The organism is Vibrio sp. 1874 (assembly GCF_033344395.1).
Taxonomy (GTDB): Bacteria; Pseudomonadota; Gammaproteobacteria; order Enterobacterales; family Vibrionaceae; genus Vibrio; species Vibrio alginolyticus.
Map to the genome: position 1 here is coordinate 12320 of NZ_JAWPOR010000007.1, position 21626 is coordinate 33945.

The 21626-nt window shown below is 44.5% G+C and carries 21 protein-coding genes; 10 read left to right on the forward strand and 11 right to left on the reverse strand.

The genetic code is table 11. The features are described 5' to 3' along the window. Positions 1-27: 27 nt before the first annotated feature. From R8N46_RS14150 to R8N46_RS14160, 3 genes are read right to left on the reverse strand one after another with little or no spacing between them, the layout of a single operon-like run. Positions 28-2025 carry a hypothetical protein gene (locus R8N46_RS14150; protein ID WP_024015932.1) on the reverse strand — a complete coding sequence of 666 codons (1998 nt, stop codon included), beginning with the start codon at positions 2023-2025 and terminating at the stop codon, positions 28-30. Beyond that, positions 2016-2537, reverse strand: coding sequence for a hypothetical protein (locus tag R8N46_RS14155; protein ID WP_024015933.1), 522 nt, complete (start codon positions 2535-2537; stop codon positions 2016-2018). The genes R8N46_RS14150 and R8N46_RS14155 overlap by 10 nt, the downstream gene beginning before the upstream one ends. Then, a complete protein-coding gene (locus tag R8N46_RS14160; RefSeq protein ID WP_043960473.1) occupies positions 2530-3765 on the reverse strand; it encodes a hypothetical protein in 1236 nt (411 codons plus the stop codon). The genes R8N46_RS14155 and R8N46_RS14160 overlap by 8 nt, the downstream gene beginning before the upstream one ends. Before the next feature lie 267 nt (positions 3766-4032). Between R8N46_RS14160 and R8N46_RS14165 the strand changes: the two genes are divergently transcribed. The 3 genes from R8N46_RS14165 to R8N46_RS14175 are packed head-to-tail and all read left to right on the forward strand — an operon-like array spanning position 4033 to position 9941. After that, the gene (locus tag R8N46_RS14165; protein ID WP_024015935.1) at positions 4033-4977 is read left to right on the forward strand and encodes a thioredoxin family protein; all 945 of its coding nucleotides are present in this window, start codon (positions 4033-4035) and stop codon (positions 4975-4977) included. A gap of 2 nt (positions 4978-4979) precedes the next feature. Further along, entirely contained in the window at positions 4980-6368 is a 1389-nt protein-coding gene (locus R8N46_RS14170) for a conjugal transfer protein TraH (protein WP_024015936.1), read from the forward strand. A 3-nt stretch (positions 6369-6371) separates the two neighbouring features. Beyond that, positions 6372-9941, forward strand: coding sequence for a conjugal transfer protein TraG N-terminal domain-containing protein (locus R8N46_RS14175; protein WP_064497034.1), 3570 nt, complete (start codon positions 6372-6374; stop codon positions 9939-9941). Between the two features lie 32 nt (positions 9942-9973). Here the strand turns inward: R8N46_RS14175 and eexS are convergent, their stop codons facing one another. Genes eexS through R8N46_RS14210 form a run of 7 tightly spaced genes read right to left on the reverse strand, consistent with a single transcriptional unit; the run spans position 9974 to position 13649 of the window. Next, on the reverse strand, positions 9974-10405 hold the full coding sequence (eexS, locus tag R8N46_RS14180) for an entry exclusion protein EexS (RefSeq protein WP_024015938.1): 432 nt from the start codon (positions 10403-10405) through the stop codon (positions 9974-9976). A gap of 57 nt (positions 10406-10462) precedes the next feature. Continuing rightward, complete coding sequence (locus tag R8N46_RS14185) at positions 10463-10996, reverse strand: FlhC family transcriptional regulator (protein ID WP_000566755.1); 534 nt, start codon at positions 10994-10996, stop codon at positions 10463-10465. Beyond that, positions 10993-11292: a flagellar transcriptional regulator FlhD gene (locus R8N46_RS14190; protein WP_000210563.1), complete on the reverse strand. Its 300-nt coding sequence runs from the start codon at positions 11290-11292 to the stop codon at positions 10993-10995. Before R8N46_RS14190 ends, R8N46_RS14185 begins: the two co-directional genes overlap by 4 nt. Next, on the reverse strand, positions 11289-11837 hold the full coding sequence (locus tag R8N46_RS14195) for a lytic transglycosylase domain-containing protein (RefSeq protein ID WP_024015939.1): 549 nt from the start codon (positions 11835-11837) through the stop codon (positions 11289-11291). The genes R8N46_RS14190 and R8N46_RS14195 overlap by 4 nt, the downstream gene beginning before the upstream one ends. Then, positions 11824-12486: a DUF6475 domain-containing protein gene (locus tag R8N46_RS14200; RefSeq protein ID WP_024015940.1), complete on the reverse strand. Its 663-nt coding sequence runs from the start codon at positions 12484-12486 to the stop codon at positions 11824-11826. The genes R8N46_RS14195 and R8N46_RS14200 overlap by 14 nt, the downstream gene beginning before the upstream one ends. Continuing rightward, positions 12473-13342, reverse strand: coding sequence for a hypothetical protein (locus R8N46_RS14205; RefSeq protein ID WP_024015941.1), 870 nt, complete (start codon positions 13340-13342; stop codon positions 12473-12475). The genes R8N46_RS14200 and R8N46_RS14205 overlap by 14 nt, the downstream gene beginning before the upstream one ends. A 55-nt stretch (positions 13343-13397) precedes the next feature. Then, the gene (locus R8N46_RS14210) at positions 13398-13649 is read right to left on the reverse strand and encodes a helix-turn-helix domain-containing protein (RefSeq protein WP_024015942.1); all 252 of its coding nucleotides are present in this window, start codon (positions 13647-13649) and stop codon (positions 13398-13400) included. A 117-nt stretch (positions 13650-13766) separates the two neighbouring features. On the opposite strand from R8N46_RS14210, the gene R8N46_RS14215 reads away from it, so the two are divergent. From R8N46_RS14215 to R8N46_RS14235, 5 genes are all read left to right on the forward strand, one after another. Next, the gene (locus R8N46_RS14215; RefSeq protein WP_000854920.1) at positions 13767-14414 is read left to right on the forward strand and encodes a LexA family protein; all 648 of its coding nucleotides are present in this window, start codon (positions 13767-13769) and stop codon (positions 14412-14414) included. Between the two features lie 256 nt (positions 14415-14670). Further along, the gene (gene prfC / locus R8N46_RS14220; protein ID WP_005391671.1) at positions 14671-16260 is read left to right on the forward strand and encodes a peptide chain release factor 3; all 1590 of its coding nucleotides are present in this window, start codon (positions 14671-14673) and stop codon (positions 16258-16260) included. A 94-nt stretch (positions 16261-16354) separates the two neighbouring features. Further along, a complete protein-coding gene (locus R8N46_RS14225) occupies positions 16355-16552 on the forward strand; it encodes a DUF5363 family protein (RefSeq protein ID WP_031781041.1) in 198 nt (65 codons plus the stop codon). Next, the gene (locus R8N46_RS14230; protein ID WP_031781042.1) at positions 16539-17312 is read left to right on the forward strand and encodes a TatD family hydrolase; all 774 of its coding nucleotides are present in this window, start codon (positions 16539-16541) and stop codon (positions 17310-17312) included. The genes R8N46_RS14225 and R8N46_RS14230 overlap by 14 nt, the downstream gene beginning before the upstream one ends. Before the next feature lie 204 nt (positions 17313-17516). Continuing rightward, positions 17517-18800, forward strand: coding sequence for a NupC/NupG family nucleoside CNT transporter (locus R8N46_RS14235; protein WP_005380131.1), 1284 nt, complete (start codon positions 17517-17519; stop codon positions 18798-18800). Positions 18801-19158: 358 nt separating this feature from the next. Here R8N46_RS14235 and R8N46_RS14240 read toward each other — a convergent pair whose 3' ends face one another. Continuing rightward, entirely contained in the window at positions 19159-19293 is a 135-nt protein-coding gene (locus tag R8N46_RS14240) for a hypothetical protein (protein WP_005391675.1), read from the reverse strand. A gap of 90 nt (positions 19294-19383) precedes the next feature. On the opposite strand from R8N46_RS14240, the gene deoC reads away from it, so the two are divergent. After that, positions 19384-20160, forward strand: coding sequence for a deoxyribose-phosphate aldolase (deoC, locus tag R8N46_RS14245; RefSeq protein ID WP_005380133.1), 777 nt, complete (start codon positions 19384-19386; stop codon positions 20158-20160). Positions 20161-20257: 97 nt separating this feature from the next. After that, positions 20258-21586: a thymidine phosphorylase gene (gene deoA / locus R8N46_RS14250; protein WP_042521362.1), complete on the forward strand. Its 1329-nt coding sequence runs from the start codon at positions 20258-20260 to the stop codon at positions 21584-21586. Positions 21587-21626 lie beyond the last annotated feature (40 nt).

Sequence of the window (21626 nt, forward strand, 5' to 3'; positions counted from 1 at the left end):
TAGTTGAATCTAAATTGCTTGACGTTATTACTTAGAAAGGCTCTTCTTCTTCAAGAGCATATGTTCCTTCTGCTTATCGGGCATAAAGAGTACACGATTGTCCTTTAATGACTCGGGATACTTGTTTAAACCTGTCGAAATGATAACTTGAAAGTCAGCTCCATAATTTTTCAATTCTTCCAACTGACGAATACAGTTAATCAGATACTCTAATTCGATTCCGGCAGTTTCAGGTGTGTCAATAAGTAAAAAGCGCGGGAATGTCACTGATTCATCAGACAAAGCTAAATGCATGAGAGTGATAAAGTACATCATTCGAATTGAAACAAGTGAACTTGTTTCTCGATAGAGACCATCATTAATTGAAGGCAAATAGTTATCAAGCGCAATCTTTGCCGATCTGCAATCAGGCAAAGTATTTTTCATCAGCTCATCATACTTTTTACTAAACGCATTTACCTTCGAAGTTACATCCTGTTGAGCTTTAATCTCAAGCCCTTTCCTCTTTAACTCAGCGTCTTTTGCTTTAGAGCTAACCAGATCAAAATCTTTTTGGATACGTTCCAGCTTTGATTCAATCTCCAACAATCGATTCAAATTCGCAACATCTTCTCTAAGCTGCAATATTTTATCGTCAATATCATTTAGGCTTTCAATGTCAACAATTTCATCGACCCGCCCAAGCATTTCTTGTAGCTTTTCACGGAAAGTCACCGACTTTTTCTCTATCAACTCAATTTCTTTTTTAATCTCTTGAACTTCAGAGTCACAATCATCATATGCGGTTTTAATTGTTGACAGTGCCTTAAGTTTCGTTTTCAGAATATCTTTATACTCTTTTGATGTGTAGAAAAACCTCTCATATTGTTCTTCTTCTATCGAAGCGCCACAAACACAATGCCCTTCCACACGATCCACGTGACTTAAGCAGTATGGACAAGTATCAGATGTAAAAAGGTTTAGATGATCGTGTGAAAAAATAACTTTTTCAATGCGTCTAATTTCTGAAGCAGATTCATTTCTAACTACGTTTAATTTGTACCGTTCATCAAGAGCTGAAACCAGATTTTCTTTTAATCGGCTTAATCTAAGTTCACAATCAATTAATTCTGATTTGCACGACTCAATATCTTGATTAATTGTATTTGATCCAGTTCGATTTCGCTTGAATGCCTGTCTGGCATCATGCAACTTGTCAATTTGCTGCTCTTTATCAGAGATTTCTTTCTGTAAAAAACTGACATTTTTAGCCCCGCCATTTTTTCGCATTTTGTCGGCTAAAAGCGTGTACTCATTCACAACCGCTTTAGCCAAGCTTTTCTCTCTCGACAGCTTCTTTTCCTCGACAATAGAGTCGTAGTAATCAGAATAGGCTTTACCAACTAAGAGTTCAAAAATAGCTTTTCGAACCAACTCAGAATCAGAAACATACGTTGAATTAGTATCTGGCTTTTTATAAATACCCTCTGGGTTCGGCTGTTGATCGTGATAAATCAGCCGCATCAAGTCTGATATATTAATTTTAAATGTATTATATCCATGAAAAAGCTCGACCACAGATATTTCCAATTTCTCGAGAATCCAGTCAGAAAAAACGTATGAATCTTTGCTTCTGTTTACGGGATATATTTCAGTCTTATCTTCCGAAAGAGAAAATCTTACCTTCTCTTTAATTAAAGTATTTTTATCTTCTGAATATATCTTCTCAACCACCCGCTCATAGGGGATTACTGTTACTTCATTATCTCCAAAGTAGCGCCTTAGTAAATAACTGCCATCATTGATTGAGATATAAAGATCAACATAGTTATCACTATCAGAAGTTATTTCATCGTGGCGCTTATCATTATTTCTTCGAAATATTGGAACCTCTCCACCCAATGCAAAATAAATCAAATTACAGAAGGTGCTTTTCCCTGTTCCATTATCGCCCTCAATTAGGATGATATTTTCGTCGAACTCTTTAGACTCGAAAAAATACTTGCTTCCTTCATAAATAAGCTTATTAACTCGCATCAGACCCATGTTCGAACTCCATTTTCAACATAAATTTTACCTAACATGGTATCCAGAGTTAGCGATGCCAACCGTCCCACTTTCTTTGATATATTTATTATATTCTTAGATTCCGACTCGAAAACATTGCTGTTCAAAAAGTCATTGGGAAGGTTATCCTTAGTCAAAGTAACATCAATTTCTTGTGCTTTACCTCGATTCAAAGTCACATAGCCTCTCTTCTCAAGAACAAACAACAACTTAAGAATTTCACTTCTTCTAGTTAATCCATTCGAATAGCTGTCAAGTAAACACTCATAATCTTTCGGGTTCAGTTTTTCTCCTGAAGAATGAGAAACCACATAGACTGTTTTATCATTACTGATAATGTCAGTTAAAAAAGCCAACTTCCTGTAGTCTCTAAAAAATTTCCCATCACGACAACCTAAAGAATCCAAAATAACAAGAACGGAATAGCAATAAAGATAGAAATCTTCACCGCTTAAGTACATTAGCCTTTTCTTTGTACTTACATCACTCATCACTACACTCATCAAAAGCTAAAAAACACCCATCAAATAAATTCCAAATAATTCCTTCTATTGTTTTATCATTAGAAATCGTATATTTGTAATCGGTCTTTAACTTAGAAATATCTTCTACTGCTTTTGATAAGAGCGTTTGAAGAACAGCATCCAAGTCGTTGCCGCTTTCAGGGGCTACATATCCATCATCTGAAAAATATTCTTCACAAGCTTCAAAAACACGATACTTCAAAGACAAAAAAGACTTGTCTGCTTCACGCTCTTCATACTTAGAGCCACTTGCTTTTCTAGCTAACAGTCTAATTCGACGATCTGAAATATCCTCAATTACTGAAAGTACTTTTTCCTTCAGATTTCGCTTGTCGGTCACATCCTTTTCAAGCTCGGCGATATAGCGCCAAGTAGGGTCTATACTCTCGTCTGGAATTTGAGACTCTGCTTCTTTAAAAATCAGTTTTACATCTGAACTATGAACCAACTTATCGACTAAGTTTTTACTATTTTGCTTTTCACTCAGCTTATCCATTAACAAACAAAATATTATTTTTTCTTTGCCTATATGCGCATTGTTGTGAAGTGGTGAATTTTCAATATCCGTTAAAACTGTCTGCTTGAGTGCATCCTCATCTTCCTGACCGAAATGCCATAAAATTTTCCTCAAAAACTCTTTAAACATATCAGCATTTAGACCCCGAAGCGTTTCTAAGTTTCCTGACTTAGGCTTTTCTTTATATTGGGAAGCGTACTCTTCAACAAGAATTTCTTTTACTAAATTAATTGTATCGTCTGAAACATCATCAAACGATTGAAGAATTTCTAAAATTGGTTTTTCTGGTAGAGCTATTTCTTTACCGCTATTGAGCTTGGATTTTCTTTCCTTACCGACATCCCTCGTCGTGTAAAAGCCCAAATATACGCTGTTGCTGGTGCGAAATTGATCTACATAGATGTCATAAAAACTGACCAACGTATTTATAACCGGAGGACTAAAAATTGTGAAATTGCCATTCAAGTCATAATTCTTGTCTTCTTCGAAGTAATTACTGACTTCTCCATCTACAATAGTCTGATGGGAAACATCTTCGAGATTTTCCACCGCAGTAAAAAATACAGTACTTCTATCCTGCTGAATCGTTTGCAGCATGAGCTTAATCGCCCTTATGAGCTGTAATCTAAAGCCTTTGCCAGAGTCTCCAGCTTCCCTATTGATAGTCTCTACTGCCATAAAAAAGTGTCATCTTGATTTAATCTGGCCAATGTACACGATCACTCTTTAAAAGTTAACCCACAGCTATATTTCCTCTGCAAAGTTTGATAGTTCGATGTCCGCTCCTAGCTCAAAACGGAAAACCATATTTTTGGCTCATTAAAGTTAGCTGTTACTGGTCAAGACAGCTAGTCAGAAACACACACGATTCATTCATCTATCTGGCTAATCGCCCTGACGGGGATCTTTAGCATGTTAGCTCTATGAAATTTTCTGGAGCTGACAATGAGAACCCCCTTGTTCCCTTGGTTCATCCTATGGGTGACCATCCCAATCATTATTTTCTTGCTATTCATCTTGCCCGCCCATGCCAGTGATGGACCATTCTATCAGCGTGGTCAGGAAGGCTGGTTTTGGTATCAGGTTATTCCTGAACCTGAGCAGCCTGATGAGCTGATAGAGCCGGAAACTGGTGTCGTGGAGTCCAGTCAGAGCGAACTAAAGCCCTTCAGTGCCGCATGGTTCCGAGAGCATATGCAATCGTTCATGGACAAGGCAATTGATGAGCCGACGAATGAGAACGTCAGAGCCTATCTGTATCTCCAGCGCGTCATGATGGATAAGGGCTCACAGTTTGCTGATGTTAGTCAGCAGGTGGTCATGGGCGATCCTGTTTTGGATGAAATCAGTCGCAGACCCTTGGCGACCTATGCTGCCAATCGGATGGATCGAGAAGCTGGCGCTCAACGTGATGTAGCTTTAGGTGAAGTAGCGAAGCGGGCTGGTTTGTTCTTTTTCTATCGTTCGGATTGCCCTTATTGCCATGCTCAAGCGCCTATCATCGAATCTATGGCCTTGAACTATGGGTTCGAGGTGTTTGCTATTGCTGTCGATGGCTTGCCTTTACCCGGTGGAGAGTTTCCCAATTACAAAGTCGATTCAGGACAAGCCCAATCCTTGTCCGTTACGACTGTCCCTGCCGTGTTCTTAGTTGACCCGCCTAACGTTATTACTCCGATTGGACAAGGCGCAATGAGCCTTGATGAGCTCAATAATCGAATCATTCTCGCAGCCCATCAAGCCGGTTGGATTGACGATCAAACTTACTATGCCACCAGACCTGTTCAACCCGGCGTGTCACTCGCGATGTCAGCCCAAGAGCTTAACGAAAAGATATTACAGGACCCTGAGTTCCTTGTTCGCTATCTGCGTGCACAAGGAGGGTTATAACAATGAAAAAAGTAATCCGAGTATCGCTAATCGCCTGTGCGATTGGTTTTTCATCTATGAGCCAAGCAAGCTTGCAACAGGAGATGAACCAGTTGTTTGGTTCAATGACCAACACCACTGCGCCTGGTGTATTCGAGAGTCAGCGGCGTGGCGTTATATCTGGAGGAAGCGTTGTTGTTCGTAACAGGATCATGAACGAGAACCTCGTCTCTATGGTGCCACCGTCATTCCAAGCCGGTTGTGGCGGCATTGATATGTTCGCGGGAAGTTTGTCATTTGTTAACGCGGATCAGTTTGTTCAATTACTTCGCTCTGTTGCTGCAAACGCCAAAGGATATGCATTCCAATTGGCGCTCAGTGCTATGTGTGAGAAATGCTCCCAGCACATGGAGACACTGCAAAAGAAAATCCAGCAGTTGAACGAATATTTTGGCAATTCCTGTCAAATGGCTCAGGGAGTCGTGAACGATACCCTAGCTGCTTTTGGTAAGAAGGGGCAAACAGAGGCCAGCATGTTGAGCTCACTTAAAGGGGCTGGAGACATTTTTACCAGTTGGAGTGAATCCAATGGTAAGAACCCATATGAGAACGCTTCGAGTGTCGCGGCATCTGATGTGAACAAAACGATTAAAGGTAATTTGGTTTGGCGAGCATTGAAACGTCACTCGGCATCAAGCTGGTTTGCATCTGGGGATGACCGTTTTCTTGAAGCGGTTATGTCCGTGACGGGCTCGATCATCGTTGGTGATTTAGCGAATGCGGCTGATGGTCAAGGTAAAGCCCCAAAACTGACCAGACTGAATGGCAATAAAGTGACTATTGAACATCTAATTCATGGCGGTAACGTCGCTATGTACCGATGTGACACAGTGACGCAAGACGGTTGTCTGAACCCAATAATCACTAACGTGACTCTTACCGGGTTATCAACTCAGGTAGAAAATTTACTTCTTGGTACAGGTTCTAGTAACGGCATTATTTTTAAGTTTGCTCGAAATACAGGGGCTGCTAGCGCCACCGAAAAGGCTTTTATGACCTCGGCTCCTGCCAGCATTGGGGGCATGATTCGAACTCTTTCTGCATTAAATGAAGGGGCCGCTAGGTCGTTTGCTTCACGAGCGGCACCATTTATTGCTGTTGAGATGGCCCGAGCATTAGTTGAAGACATGCTCAATGCAGCTAGAAGTACCTCCGGTGTGGAAGATCATGCCTATGCGAAGTTATTAACGGAAGACCTTGAACGTGCACGTCGCCAAATCAATGAGGAGTACGCCGCGTTGCAGCGAAGATACGGCTCAGAGCAAGAGTTGCTGGCACATTTTAACCAGGTGATACAGACCATTCGCAAACAGCGTTATTACACCGTTAAATCTACGGCGCTGGGGGAATAGGTCATGTGGGAAATCTATTCCATCGGGGATTCGGCTTTTTTAGAGCAGGTCCTGAACGCTGTCGCGATGATCACTGGTACAGGCGATTTTACTTCAATGGTTCGCATTGGCTTGCTCATTGGGGTATTGATGGTCTCTGTCCAGGCCTTAATGCAAGGCGGTCGTGGGATTAACTTTCAACACGTTTTAGTCTCATGGCTAGTCTTTGCAACCATGTTTGGACCCAGTACCCGAGTGAGCATTGAGGATGCGTACACCGGACAAGTTCGAGTGGTTGATAATGTGCCCATCGGTGTTGCTGCCGCAGGTAGTACGATTTCGACTGTTGGCTTTCAAATCACGCGATTGTTTGAAACCGCCTTCTCAACTCCCGCGATGACGGAATACGGCTTTGCATCCAGTTTACAGTCACTGATTAAAGTGAGAAAACAGGTGATGGATCGCTCTGGGTTGGGTGATGCAAATCGTGTCGGCGGCTCGGACATCGAGCAATCGTGGTTTAACTACATCAAAGAGTGCACCTTGATTGGTATCGACATCGGCCAAAAGAACCTCGATCAGGTGCTGAGTGATCCTAACCCGATGACAGCGATTAGGTTTGATTCGCGCATTTATGGCACTCGAATCATGCTCAGTGGTAGCAGTAGCGATCTGGACTGCACCGATGCCTATAGCCAACTGAAACTCATGACAGAATCAACCTTCATTCCAAGGCTTAAACAGGTTCTGTCAGCCTCATTGGGGACTTCGTCAGCAACGGACACTGATGACGTGATCCGAAATGCACTGAATAACCTTGGTTTGGCTTCGGTTAACACCCAAGAGTATATGACCGCGTCAGTGCTTTTGCCTATTTATGAGCAAAGCGTGACGGGCAAGTATATGGATGATCAAGCTTTCACCGCAGCCGTTATGGTTAACCAAGCGATTGAGCAGCGTAATACGCAATGGGCGGCGGAGCAGACCCTGTTCCAGAGTATCGTTCGTCCGATGATGACGTTTTTTGAGGGGTTCATTTACGCCATCACCCCATTGATGGCCTTTGTGATAGCCCTTGGCCAAATCGGGATGCGAATGGCTGGGAAGTACTTGTTAATCCTGCTTTGGATTCAACTTTGGATGCCTGTCATGGCCATCATTAACCTGTATATTCATTTAACCGTTGCAGGGAAAATGTCTGCTCTTGATGCCTTTGCAGGTACAGAAGTGCCATCTTTTGCTGGGATGATGCAGATGGATTCAGTGCTGCAAACCTGGATAGCTACTGGCGGCATGTTGGCGTCGAGTGTTCCGGCGATTTCGCTCATGCTCGTTTATGGCTCAGCAATAACCGCTACCCACTTGGCTGGGCGTCTACAAAACGGTGATGCCATTGATGAAAAGCTGGCAAGTCCAGATGTCGCGAAAAATGCCCCGGTAATGCAATCACAGTCAATGTTCCAAAATTCAGCCCTCACTGGTTCTGCTATGACCGGCGCGTCAAACCTACTAAGCAGTTTCTCTGTCGGAAACGCAGTGGGTTCAATGGTCGGCTCTGCAAAAGAATCCATGACTCAGGCAACTCAAGCCTTTAGCCGTCAGGTTGGCAATACCATGAGTCGAACCTTTGGTGAAAAGCTAAGTTACGACAACCTTTCTTCGGTTGGACGTCAGATTGGTTCTTCTAACTCCGCATCTAGCGCCGTTGTTAATCAGGTTACTGATGACCTGCAAACTCGGTATGGTTTTGGAGACGATAAAAAAGATGCTGTACGTGGCTTGGTATCGGGCGTGCTATCGGGAGGCCTAAGGGTCGGTGGCGATGGAACCATTACTAATCCCGGTGAGAAAGAAGTTGCTGATAAGGGCTTTCTTGGAAGGCTTCTTGGTACTGGCGGCAATGATTCTCCACAGGGCAACTTGCCAGGAGTCGATAAGCCAGACTCATCTCGTGTACCAAAACTATCAAGGGTACGAGCAGGGCTGGATTTAGGTGGTAACTTTAGTGGCCAAGTTGAGTCGTCAGAAGGCAGTTCTCGATCTACGACCGCAAATACGCTCACTGGGGAGATGCAAAGCTTGGCATTAAGTGATTCACGACGTGCTGAGTATCGCGATGCGATGGTTAAGGACCTTTCAGATTCAAGACGTTCTGGCGTTGAAATGTCGTTGTCTAACCAAGACTATCAGTCACTTCAGAGTTCAGCACAAGACGTTGTCACGGCATCAAATCGCTTTAGTGAGCTTGATCAGGCCAGCTACAGTCTATCAGGACAAAGAAATACTGATGGTGCGACGTTAACCCGATTAGCGGCGGACAATCCTGAAGTCATGGATTATTTAGGTCGCTATATGAACCAGCATGTTGAAGCAGGTAACCGTTTACGTGAAAACCTTCCAATGTATCAGCGCTTGCTACCTGATGATAATCAGGCGTATGTAGCGGCAGCTATGGAGTCTTTAACCTATAGCAACTCTTCAACGCCCGCTGAACGCGACAATGATTATCAAGCTGCAATGACGGTTATGGCCATGGCTACCGGAGCCGATTTACGATCAATTCAGCCGCGCTCAAATGAAGGCTTGTCATCAACTGCACCTACTTTTGGTGGTACTCAAAGCCAAGTTGAATCGGGTGTATTGGGCGGCTACGAGGATGCAGCAACAGTTCAAACTCAGTTCAACGCAGCTCAATCGGCTTACCAAACCAATCTGTCTGGTATAGATGGACAGTTGAATGCGCATCAGCAGCAAGCTCAGCAGGCCGTAGCTACTGACACAAGTACCTATCAATCTGGACTAAACAGTGAAGCTGGATCTCAGTGGCGATCACGCATTATGGCTGATGATAGCGGAGTTTCTGGTGCTGAAATGTTCTTCAACAGCGCCAGTGCTATTGGTGATTTCAGTGGCAAGCATACTGATGCAGCTCTGCATACCTTGAATCACTTTGGCGAAGACTATGAGAGTTACAAAGAACAAGCGCTTGAAGATCCTGGCTCACGAGGTTTCTTGCACAACGCAACGGTGGCCAGCAAATCAACCTGGGATGGGTTAAAAGCCGCCGTTGATGCCGGAACCTCTTTGGAAAATCCATTGACGGCGTTTAATGATGCATACAGTGGATCGAGTTCGCAGTATGCCTCCGAAGTAAACTGGGGCACTAAGTCTGAAGCCATGTTGGCGGGGGCATTTGGTGCGGCAGTTAACAATCGATATGGTGAGTTCTTAGAACAGTATGCCGATGATTTCAAACAGGAAGCATACAGCGAAGGGCAGAGAATGGGATTGACCCCGATTCAAAGTCAAGTGTTCGCTCAAGCTTTCAATGAAGGTTTGGCGGGACGCGTATTCAACTCTGAAGACTCATCGAGTTGGTCGCCTGAAATGCTAGGTCTAAGGGAGCAAATGCTAAATGAGTATCGTCAAAAGGATGAGAGTGGCGCTTACATCCCTGACAGTGTGTCTGAAGAAGATAAAGCATTTGTGGATAAGCAGATAGCGGTGATCTCAAATGCATCGCTTGCGGGAGATTATGCTCAGAACAACTTGATCGATATTAGGGCTTATAACCAGGCATCAGGAAGGAACTGAAAATAGAAGGTAGCCAGCTTGTGGTTGGCTGGCTATTTTTTTGGCTTTTTGGGATACCTTGGATAAAAGCCATCAAAAAACGAATGGAGCTTATACCAATACCATTTTTCTTCAATGCTCAAAGTTCTACCCGAATCTTTAACTTGGCTACTCAAGAATCTAATTCCAGTACAAATAGCTAAGAAAGAGAGTCCCAAACCAACAATTGTCCAACTCGCTTGCCAATATGCGATTGCTACAAGCATAGTGATTATGGCTATAAGTCCGATGGGATTACAGGTCGCTTTGAAACCCAAGTAGCTGAAAAAAACGACGGTGCAGAACAGAAATGGCAAAGCCGCTAACTTGGCAGATGCCGTTAATATTTCTGAAGGAAAGAAATGAGCCGCAGCCAAAGTCGCCAGAAAAAGCCCCAGTGATATAAACCAGCAGCGTGCTGGTAAAGATTTAAGTAAGTTTGTCATCTTCTTAGTACTCTCAAAGTGCACGGGAGGTGCACAATCAAATCATGCATCTGCATGTTAGTTCTCAAAAAGTGCTCTAGTGGTTTGCTCGGCCATAATCTCACACACAGGACATTTAAGCTGAATGCGCTGTTGTGATACCGTCAAATACAGACTGCCGCATCGACACCGGTGTAAGGATGCAAGCTGTGATCTTAAATCACGAGCTAGAACCCAACCTTCATTGATGGTCAGTTTTTTCCAGGGGATCTCAGCTGGAAGATCTGCTTCTTTTCTTGCAACCAAATACGCATCGTAAGCCTTCATCAAAGCATCGATATTTAATTGCTTGTAGACATTATCACCACCAATATTGACATAAAGCGCCATAAGCAGGGAGCCTTCAACTAATGCTCTTCTGCTTTTGACGATGGCATCAGATTCTGGCAATTGACCAGGACAAGGTGACTTGCCAGTCACTTCTTTGTGGAGCCTTCTGATAATGTGGATTGGCAAACCTGTATCGAGCGCGATAATGGTTGTTCGAAATCCGTATTTAATAAGCAGCGAGGCTCGGGTAAATAGCTCACTTTTGGACAGGTTATCAATCATGCATCCCCCTTGTTGTTTAGGGTTGATAATAAATAAGCGATTCTTGGGATACCTGTGCCTTTGCTCTTCACCATCTCAATCAGTTGGCTTTGGTTACCCCTTGGTTGAAACAGCATGAATGATGAGGTCGCCACTCGTTGCAGGTCGTCAACACCAGCATTAATCAGAGCATCAACCACGTCGCGTGTAAGTCCAAAGCGCAAGACGGCCTCTTGCGGATCAATTCGCGCCAATTCTCGTGCTGCGTGTAGGTACGCCAAATTTAATTGATAGAAGTCTTGTTGATTGGTTGTCATTGACGGACCTCCAGTTCATGTAAAATATTGCGATAGATAGAAAGCACTCTTTGCCCATACCAGCGTGCACGCTCTTCGTTCCAACTGTGATAGCGGCCTATGCCAAGCTCTAAATCATTTGGTGAAGACTTGATTGCTTCGGCCAAAATACTTGAGCCGACCGTAAGGTTGGTGATGGGGTCTAGCAGTTCCGCTGCTGAGCTCACCCGATGCCCATGCCAATGCAAATTGATTTGCATAAGGCCAATATCGAGCTGATATTTTTCAGTCTCTTGCAGTGCCTGGTTTAACAGTTGCTCTGCTTCTGTCTTAGATTTGGCGTAGGTTGCGTTTGAACCATTGCGAATTGCGTATGGCCATGGACTGGTCATGTTGAGACCACGATGTGAGGCCGACTCAGCCAAGGCAACGGCGTAGAGCATGACTGGATCAATACCAACGCTATGTGCTGCTTTTTCCCACTGATAGCCCGGAAACGCATAGACTGAAGTGCTTGCGGACATGGCTATCACTAGGGCAATGGTTTTTGCTTTAATCGTTTTCATTTTTGTCCTCTAATTGATTTCCGAGAAGCGCCTGAATGGCTTTCGGGCTTATTCTTTTTAATGGCACTGCGCTAAAGTCGGCGATGCCTCTCGTATAAACTTGTGCCGCTTTTGACCAGTCGCCTACGGCAACCGGCGCTTGCATATCAAATCCTTTTTGCTGGTTCTGATGGTCTGCAATACCCTGTAATAGCCTTGGGTATTCACCCACTTCGTCCCGCAGCAAGTAAGCCTGGTAGCGTGTTAAAAACTCTTTTTGCTTAAAGGGGTATTCCCTGTCATCAACCTTGCAGAGTTCAACCCATCCACCCATGTCTGAAATCACGCGGTGGATAAGCGCATCGTCAAACATCACGGATGTCCAAGCGCCAACCTGACGAACAGCCTTGTCAACTTTGTTCCAAGCAACCATGGCTCTTGAACCTGAGTTGCCGTCGATATGCTTGATGACGTCAGCGGGCTTTGGAAAAAATTGCCCAGTATCCGGTGATTGAATATGCCGAGTCAGACCGATTCGCACTTCTTCAATGCTATAAGCACGAAGGGCTTCAAATGCGATGGATAGCAATTGCGGTGATACGCTTTTGCCATACATGGCCCAAGCTGCTCCCCAAATTTCAGCAAACTCGCGTTTATCAACCTCCTGCACTTGAACGAACCTCCCGAATACCTGGTCCGGCCCAGCTTTCAGCAATGCGGCGATTGCTTTCTTCAATATTCAATTGGTGATTGCTGCCCTTTAGGCTCGTCGATGATTGCTGTACTTCATCAATGCGAACGTACTCGTCTTCCCATTGCCGGTTTAAAAGCCAGTTATGTGGCATAGGGGTCTTAGTCCGATCTTGATACTGCAATCGGTTGTCTCGTTGCTCTTTCCAGCGTGTTAGCACTTCCAAGGCGAGTTCATGGTCTTCATTGAGGCCCATGCGTAGCCATTCTTCTTTGGCTTTCGCTTTTTTTTCTTTGCGTATTTGTACATCCCAGAAGTCTTCAAACTGTATCTGGTCAACAGTTTTAACTGTTGGTTTATTGCTTCTCTCAGAGTCATCCGACCGTTGAGAGTCCCTTACCGGGTTGCCATCAGGCATAAACAATGATGAAAATTCTTCTGGAAGCCGAGCTTGAAAAGCGGCAAGAGATTTCAAAAGCGATGCCATACCAACGAAGTCGGCAGGTACATCTTTAAGCAACCGAAAGGCTGCCTTACCTTGGTTTGGGTTTTCGATTGGGTTGTGCTTCAGAAAGCTTCGAATCAAAGTCCAACCAGATCCCTCGCAACGAATCAGGAACTGATCTTGTTCTAACTCACTTAACGCCTTGGCAACCTGTTGCTCATCCCAGTTCAAGTCAGAAGCAACGTAACCAATCGGCAGTCGAAAGCAGCCAAGCAAATTACAATGTGGGCATGTAAGCAAATACAGTCCTAGCAACTTCGCAGAGTCACTCCAGGACAAAACGTTTTGCTTTAGCCAAAAGCGGGTATAGACCTTGCCATAATCACGCATGGAGGTACTCGCTTCTGTGTTTACGTAAAATGCTGACCATTACTTGCCCTTAATCCTACTGGTTACTGGCTTTCAGCTCGCTTGGGCATTCGGGATAGATGTCCGGTCTTAACTGAGATCGGGTTACCTGTCCTTGCGTAGCTTGTTCGATGGGTAAAACGAATTCAGCGGGAACACGCCCTGATTTATTCAACCAAAACCAGACGTTTTGCTGTTTTGAGTTGATGGCTCTTGCTAATGCTGATTGCCCGCCGACCAAGTCAATGGCACGGCGGAGATGTTTTTGTGTCGTTTTGAACACTTCCATACCGTCTCCTATTACAATAATAACTGTTACAAGATTGAATGTTACAGTTTAAACTGTAGATAAGTCAACAGTTAAAATTGTTGAAAGACTACAGTTTTATTTGTAGAATGCGGGCTTATGAAAACTTTATCCGAACGACTAAACCATGCCTTGCAGCTTACTGGGGTAACTCAGTCTGAGTTGGCTCGTCGCATTGGTATCAAACAGCAGTCGATCAGCCAGATTTGCTCTGGTAAATCGGCTAGGTCTCGTTACACCATGCAGATCGCGGAGGCGCTTCGCGTGAATGCTCATTGGCTCGCCACAGGTGATGGCGAGATTGGCTTGGGGGTCGGTAATGTAGAAGTCGGGCCTGATATTAAGGGAAGAATTCCTCTCATTAACTGGGTTCAGGCCGGTGATTGGACTGAAATAGCGGAGGGATTTGCCCATGAAGATGCTGAGGAGTGGCGTGAAGTCACTGGGAAAGCACATGAGGGTTGTTTCGCACTTCGCGTAAAAGGCGACAGTATGGAAAATCCAAGCGGAAAAAAATCCATACCTGAGGGGGCAGTGATCGTTGTTGATCCTGAGTTACCTTACTCTTCAGGTTCATTGGTTGTTGCGCGTTTGGATGATTCGAAAGAAGCAACCTTTAAGCAGTTGGTTATTGATGGTGAACAGAAGTATCTAAAACCTTTGAACCCGCAATACCCTGCAATACCGATCAACGGCAACTGCACCATCATCGGTGTAGTACGACAAGCTATCATCGATTTCTGGTAGCGAAGGAATTTGTGGTTTAGCCACAGTTGTTCATGAGCTGAAGAAGCAACGATTGCAAACAGCTACAACTGAGCATTGGCGCGCGCTGAGAATAAATGGTAACCGATTAGATAACCATTGATTGTTTATAAAGTCAAGATCAGCGAAAATAGCGGCCAATTACGATTAACACGACGGATTTGACAAGCGAAGAACTGAAAAGAGAGTACTTCCAAAAGTGTGTACAAATCCGTGTACAAACTAAAAGAATTTATACATGGCAAACCAAGATTTTCTCAATGAAATCAATAAGCGAAGGACCTTTGCTATCATCTCGCACCCGGATGCGGGTAAAACCACCATTACTGAAAAAGTCCTTTTATTCGGAAACGCGATCCAAAAAGCAGGTACGGTTAAAGGTCGTGGTAACGCACAGCACGCAAAATCAGACTGGATGGAAATGGAAAAAGAACGTGGTATCTCGGTAACCACTTCTGTAATGCAGTTCCCTTACAATGACTGTCTGGTAAACCTACTTGATACGCCTGGACACGAAGACTTCTCGGAAGATACATACCGTACGTTAACGGCAGTAGACTCGTGTTTGATGGTTATCGATGCGGCGAAAGGTGTCGAGGATCGTACACGTAAGCTGATGGAAGTAACGCGTCTGCGTGACACGCCAATCGTAACCTTCATGAACAAACTTGACCGTGACGTTCGTGATCCAATGGAAGTATTGGACGAGGTAGAAAACGAGTTGGGCATGATGTGTGCGCCAATTACATGGCCAATCGGCTGTGGTAAAGAATTTAAAGGTGTGTACCACATTCACCGTGATGAAACGATTTTATACGAATCAGGTCACGGTCATGAGATTCAAGAAGTTCGAATCATCAAAGGTCTCGATAACCCAGAGCTTGATGAAAAAGTTGGTGCAGGCCTTGCGGAAAGTGTTCGAGAAGAGCTTGAGCTTGTTATGGGTGCTTGCCCTGAGTTTGATTTGGAAATGTTCCTAACAGGTGATCTGACGCCAGTTTACTTCGGTACTGCATTAGGTAACTTTGGTGTGGATCATATGCTAGACGGTCTAACTGAATGGGCTCCAGCGCCGAAAACTCGTCAAGCGGTTGAACGTGAAGTTGAAGCGACTGAAGAGAAGTTCTCTGGTTTCGTATTTAAGATCCAAGCGAACATGGACCCAAAACACCGCGACCGTATCGCATTCATGCGTATTGTATCTGGCACTTACACGCAAGGTATGAAGATGAACCACGTTCGTCTTGGCAAGCAAGTGAGTATCTCTGATGCAGTAACCTTTATGGCTGGTGACCGTGCACGTGCAGAACACGCTTACGCCGGTGACATCATTGGTCTACATAACCACGGCACTATTCAGATTGGTGATACCTTTACTCAAGGTGAATCACTGAAGTTCTCTGGTATTCCGAACTTCGCTCCGGAACTATTCCGTCGTATTCGCCTGAAAGATCCACTAAAGCAGAAGCAGCTTCTCAAAGGTTTGGTTCAGCTATCAGAAGAAGGTGCGGTACAGGTATTCCGTCCTCTACAGAACAACGATCTGATCGTTGGTGCCGTTGGTGTACTTCAGTTTGATGTTGTTGTGGCTCGTTTGAAGTCTGAGTATAACGTTGAAGCGATTTATGAAGGCATTAACGTTGCAACTGCGCGTTGGGTTGAGTGTGGTGATGCGAAGAAACTGGATGAGTTCCAACGCAAGAATCAAGCGAACTTAGCATTGGATGGTGGTGATAACCTAACGTATATCGCTCCAACAATGGTTAACTTAAACTTAGCGAAAGAGCGTTTCCCTGACGTTGATTTCCGTGCGACGCGCGAGCACTAATTTGCGCGGTTAGGGTAAGCCTTAACGCAAACTAGATTTTAAAACGCCCTTGGCTATAAACTTAGCCAAGGGCGTTTTTATATAAGGATAAGATATGAATTGGTTTAAACGTGGGCTAAAGCGTTACGACAACTGGTGTAAAGATATGGGGTTAACTCCCGATCAGAAACGCAGTTGTGTCCCATATCGAAAAGACCCTGCCCATCAAACTGAAGAGAAGAGTGAAGCCCAACCATCCTCTGATTTTCTGCCCGCAGATACAGATAAAAAGCGTCAAGATGAAGCTCTTTGATACGCACTGCCACTTTGATTTTGATGTGTTTCAAGATGACTTTGCGCATCAACTTGAGCTTGCTCAAACGCAAGGCGTCGCAAGAATTTTGATTCCTTCCGTCGGTCCGCAAAACTGGGCTCGTATTCAAACTTTGGCAGAGCAACATGCCAATTTGTATTATGCGCTCGGCTTTCATCCGTATTTTCTTGAAGATAACGTTGAGCAGCACCTTACAGAGCTAGAAGGCTATCTAAATCAAAAAGGGCCACAGTGCGTGGCAATAGGAGAGTGTGGTTTAGATTTTGCCATTGATGTTGATCCACAGTTGCAAGAAAAGATACTTGAAGTTCAATTTGAGCTGGCTAGACGCTTCGAACTCCCAGTTATTTTACATAGCCGAAAAGCGCACAATCGCCTCATTCAAATGGTGAAAGCGGCGAATCTCCCTAGAGGTGGTGTGCTACACGCTTTTTCTGGGAGTTATCAGCAAGCCATGGAGTGGGTCAAATTAGGTTTTTTTATCGGTGTAGGAGGAACGATTACCTACCCAAGAGCCAAGAAAACACGCGACGCAATTCAAAAATTACCACTCGAAAACCTAGTAATCGAAACAGACGCACCAGATATGCCTATACTTGGATATCAAGGGGAGTCAAACCACCCAGCCAAACTCATTCACGTCTTTAATGAGCTCGTAGAGTTGCATAACGGCCGAAAGCAATCGATTGCCTCTCAACTGTGGAAAAATAGCAATTTTGCTTTCTCGATATGTGAATAAAATCTAAAGATGTGGTTTGAAATCGAAAACGTTTTCCTGCTTATTGTGAATTAACTCACAAAGCTGGTTGAATCAATCATGAATCTTATAGGAAAGTGTGAGGCTGGCATTACTTTAATTGATTCTGCATGAGTATAATTGCCCCCGCTTTATAGCTCCATTTTGTAACACGCCAATAAATAACTTATAAGGAAGTCATAAACTATGAGCCTGTTTATGAGCCTAATCGGTATGGTAGTGCTTCTTGCGATTGCAGTGGCATTTTCTAACAACCGAAAAGCTATCAACTTTAGAACTGTGGGTGGCGCATTCGCTATCCAATTCGCATTAGGTGCATTTGTTCTGTATGTACCTTGGGGCCGTGATCTACTAAACGGTTTCTCTTCAGGTGTTTCTAACGTTATCAACTACGGTAACGATGGTTCATCATTCCTGTTCGGTGGTCTTGTTTCTGACAAGATGTTCGAAGTATTCGGCGGCGGCGGTTTCATCTTCGCATTCCGTGTTCTTCCTACACTGATCTTCTTCTCTGCACTGATTTCAGTTCTTTACTACATTGGCGTTATGCAATGGGTTATCAAGATTCTTGGTGGCGCACTACAAAAAGCGCTAGGCACTTCGCGTGCGGAATCAATGTCAGCTGCAGCTAACATCTTCGTAGGTCAAACTGAGGCACCTCTAGTTGTTCGTCCATTCGTTCCAAAAATGACTCAATCAGAGCTATTCGCGGTAATGTGTGGTGGTCTAGCTTCTGTTGCTGGTGGTGTACTAGCTGGTTACGCATCTATGGGTGTTCCACTAGAGTACCTAGTTGCGGCATCATTCATGGCAGCACCAGGTGGTCTACTGTTCGCTAAAATCCTTCACCCTGAGACTGACCAGCCTCACGAAAGTATCGAAGAAGCGATGGACGGCGGTGACGACAAACCAGTTAACGTAATCGACGCAGCTGCGGGCGGTGCGGCTTCTGGTCTACAACTTGCGCTTAACGTAGGTGCAATGCTAATCGCATTCGTTGGTCTAATCGCGCTAATCAACGGTATGCTAGGTGGCATCGGTGGTTGGTTCGGCATGCCAGAACTAACACTAGAGCTAATTCTAGGTTACGCGTTCTCTCCACTAGCATTCCTAATCGGTGTTCCATGGGCAGAAGCTGTAACAGCTGGTTCATTCATTGGTCAGAAAATCGTAGTGAACGAATTCGTTGCTTACTTGAACTTCACACCATACCTAGGTGAAAACGCTCAAGTAATCGCGGCAACTGGTGAAGTAATGTCTGAGAAGACAACAGCTATCATCTCATTCGCACTATGTGGTTTCGCGAACCTTTCTTCTATTGCGATTCTACTTGGTGGTCTAGGTAGCCTTGCACCAAACCGTCGTAGTGACATCGCTCGCATGGGTGTTAAAGCAGTTCTTGCAGGTACGTTGTCTAACCTTATGGCAGCGACAATTGCAGGCTTCTGCTTAAGCCTTGCAGCACTATAATTAGAATCGGTTCTTAATATATAGACGCCGTTTTACATCATGCCCTGTAGCAAGAGATTGCTGCGGGGCATTTTTCGTTTTTCGGGCTCCAAAATTTCATCGGGTGTTTGCCTTAGTCGAGGTATTACGCAGTCAATGGAATAGGGGCTAGGAAATTTTGAGATACAAACCGTTTGCGCTCCATTTGGTGCTACAGTTTTGCGGTGAAACTCTATAATGTATTAATCACAGGATAGTGGTTAAGCTTGATTCTTAATCACGTAATGAATATTACATAATCGATGGGCAAATGAATTGCCCTGCAATATCAGATCTAATAGGCGTTTTGCTTTGTGATGTGATATTAAAGACACCGCAATCATAGATTGTTGTGCCATAGGCCAAACTGGTACTGTGCGGTGACAAGGATAGCAATTGGCATATGATAAATTTTCGCTGTATATGCCGAGTCTTCAGGGAACCAAGTCCGTTCATTAATAGACTGTTTAGCCATTTACTCACATTGTCTCGACTTGTTGATTATAGTTAAAGAAGTGATGTAAGGCTGAGTAGTGAATTTTTTGAATATTGATCGGAGATAGAAATGAGCGATTTAAAAGCAGCAGCGCTACGTGCACTTAAACTTATGGACCTAACTACGTTGAATGACGATGACACTGATGCAAAAGTGATCTCACTATGTCATGACGCGAAAACAGCAGTAGGCAACACAGCTGCAATTTGTATTTACCCTCGCTTTATTCCTATTGCTAAGAAGACACTTCGTGAGCAAGGTACGCCAGAGGTTCGTATTGCAACAGTAACGAACTTCCCACATGGTAATGACGACATTGAAATCGCAGTTGCTGAAACAAAAGCGGCGGTTGCTTATGGTGCAGACGAAGTTGACGTAGTTTTTCCTTACCGCGCGCTAATGGCGGGTGATGAGAAAGTAGGCTTCGAACTAGTTAAGCAATGTAAAGAAGCTTGTGGTGACATTCTTCTTAAAGTGATCATCGAAACAGGTGAACTAAAAGAAGAAGCACTAATCAAGAAAGCATCTCAAATCTGTATTGAAGCAGGTGCTGACTTCATTAAAACTTCAACTGGTAAAGTGCCAGTAAACGCAACACCAGAATACGCTCGCATGATGCTTGAAGTTATTCGCGACATGGGTGTTGCAGAAACTGTTGGTTTCAAACCAGCAGGTGGTGTGCGCACTGCTGAAGACGCAGCAGCATACCTAGCAATGGCTGACGAAATCCTAGGTGACAACTGGGTTGATGCTCGTCACTACCGTTTTGGTGCGTCTAGCCTGCTAACCAACCTACTAAATACATTAGAAGTATCGGACGACGTCGCTGATCCAACAGCGTACTAATTCCAATAATACGTCTGAACGGTAGCACCTAAACGGGTGCTACCAAACCTCTTCTATCCTACTACAACCATGGCTCAAAAGAGCTTGGGAGGCACTAATGTATTTACCACAAGAAATCATTCGTAAAAAACGTGACGGCGAAGTCCTAACCGCCGACGAAATCAACTTCTTTATTCAAGGCGTAGCGAACAACACGGTATCTGAAGGTCAGATTGCGGCGTTTGCTATGACGATTTTCTTTAATGAAATGACCATGGATGAGCGCATCGCCTTAACGTGTGCAATGCGTGATTCGGGCATGGTTATCGACTGGAGCCACATGAACTTCGGTGGTCCAATTGTCGACAAACACTCAACCGGTGGTGTGGGTGACGTAACTTCTTTAATGCTTGGCCCAATGGTGGCAGCGTGTGGCGGTTTCGTACCTATGATCTCTGGCCGCGGTCTTGGTCATACAGGCGGTACGCTGGATAAACTTGAATCTATCCCTGGTTACAACATTACGCCGAGCAACGATGTTTTTGGTCAAGTAACCAAAGACGCTGGTGTGGCGATCATCGGTCAAACTGGTGACCTTGCTCCTGCGGATAAGCGTGTTTACGCGACTCGTGATATTACCGCAACGGTAGACAATATCTCCCTGATTACGGCGTCGATCCTTTCTAAGAAACTGGCGGCGGGTCTGGAATCGCTAGTGATGGACGTAAAAGTGGGTTCAGGTGCATTTATGCCAACTTACGAAGCGTCTGAAGAGCTAGCAAAATCAATCGTTGCGGTAGCAAACGGTGCTGGCACTAAGACTACGGCAATTCTTACGGACATGAATCAAGTATTGGCGTCTTCAGCGGGTAACGCGGTAGAAGTTCGTGAAGCGGTTCGTTTCTTAACAGGTGAATACCGTAACCCTCGTCTACTTGAAGTGACCATGGCTTCATGTGCTGAAATGTTAGTACTTGGCAAGCTTGCTGAGGACACAGAAGACGCACGCGCAAAACTGATGGATGTGCTGGATAACGGCAAAGCGGCTGAGTGCTTCGGCAAGATGGTTGCTGGCTTAGGCGGCCCTGCGGACTTCGTAGAAAACTACGACAACTACTTAGAAAAAGCAGAAATCATCAAGCCAGTTTACGCAACAGAAACGGGCATTGTCTCTGCAATGGATACACGTGCTATCGGCATGGCTGTGGTTGCTATGGGTGGTGGTCGTCGAGTTGCTACTGATGAAATCGACTACGCAGTTGGTTTCGACGAGTTCATCCGCCTAGGTGAGGTCGCAGACAGTGATAAACCTCTTGCGGTCATCCACGCTCGCACTGAAGAGCAATGGGAAGAAGCGGCAAAAGCACTGCGCAGTGCAATCAAAGTAGGTGGTGAATATACACCAACTCCAGAGGTTTACCGCCAAATTCGTGCAGAAGATATCTAATAGAACAAGTAATTACACAAGGCCTACTCAACCATAATAA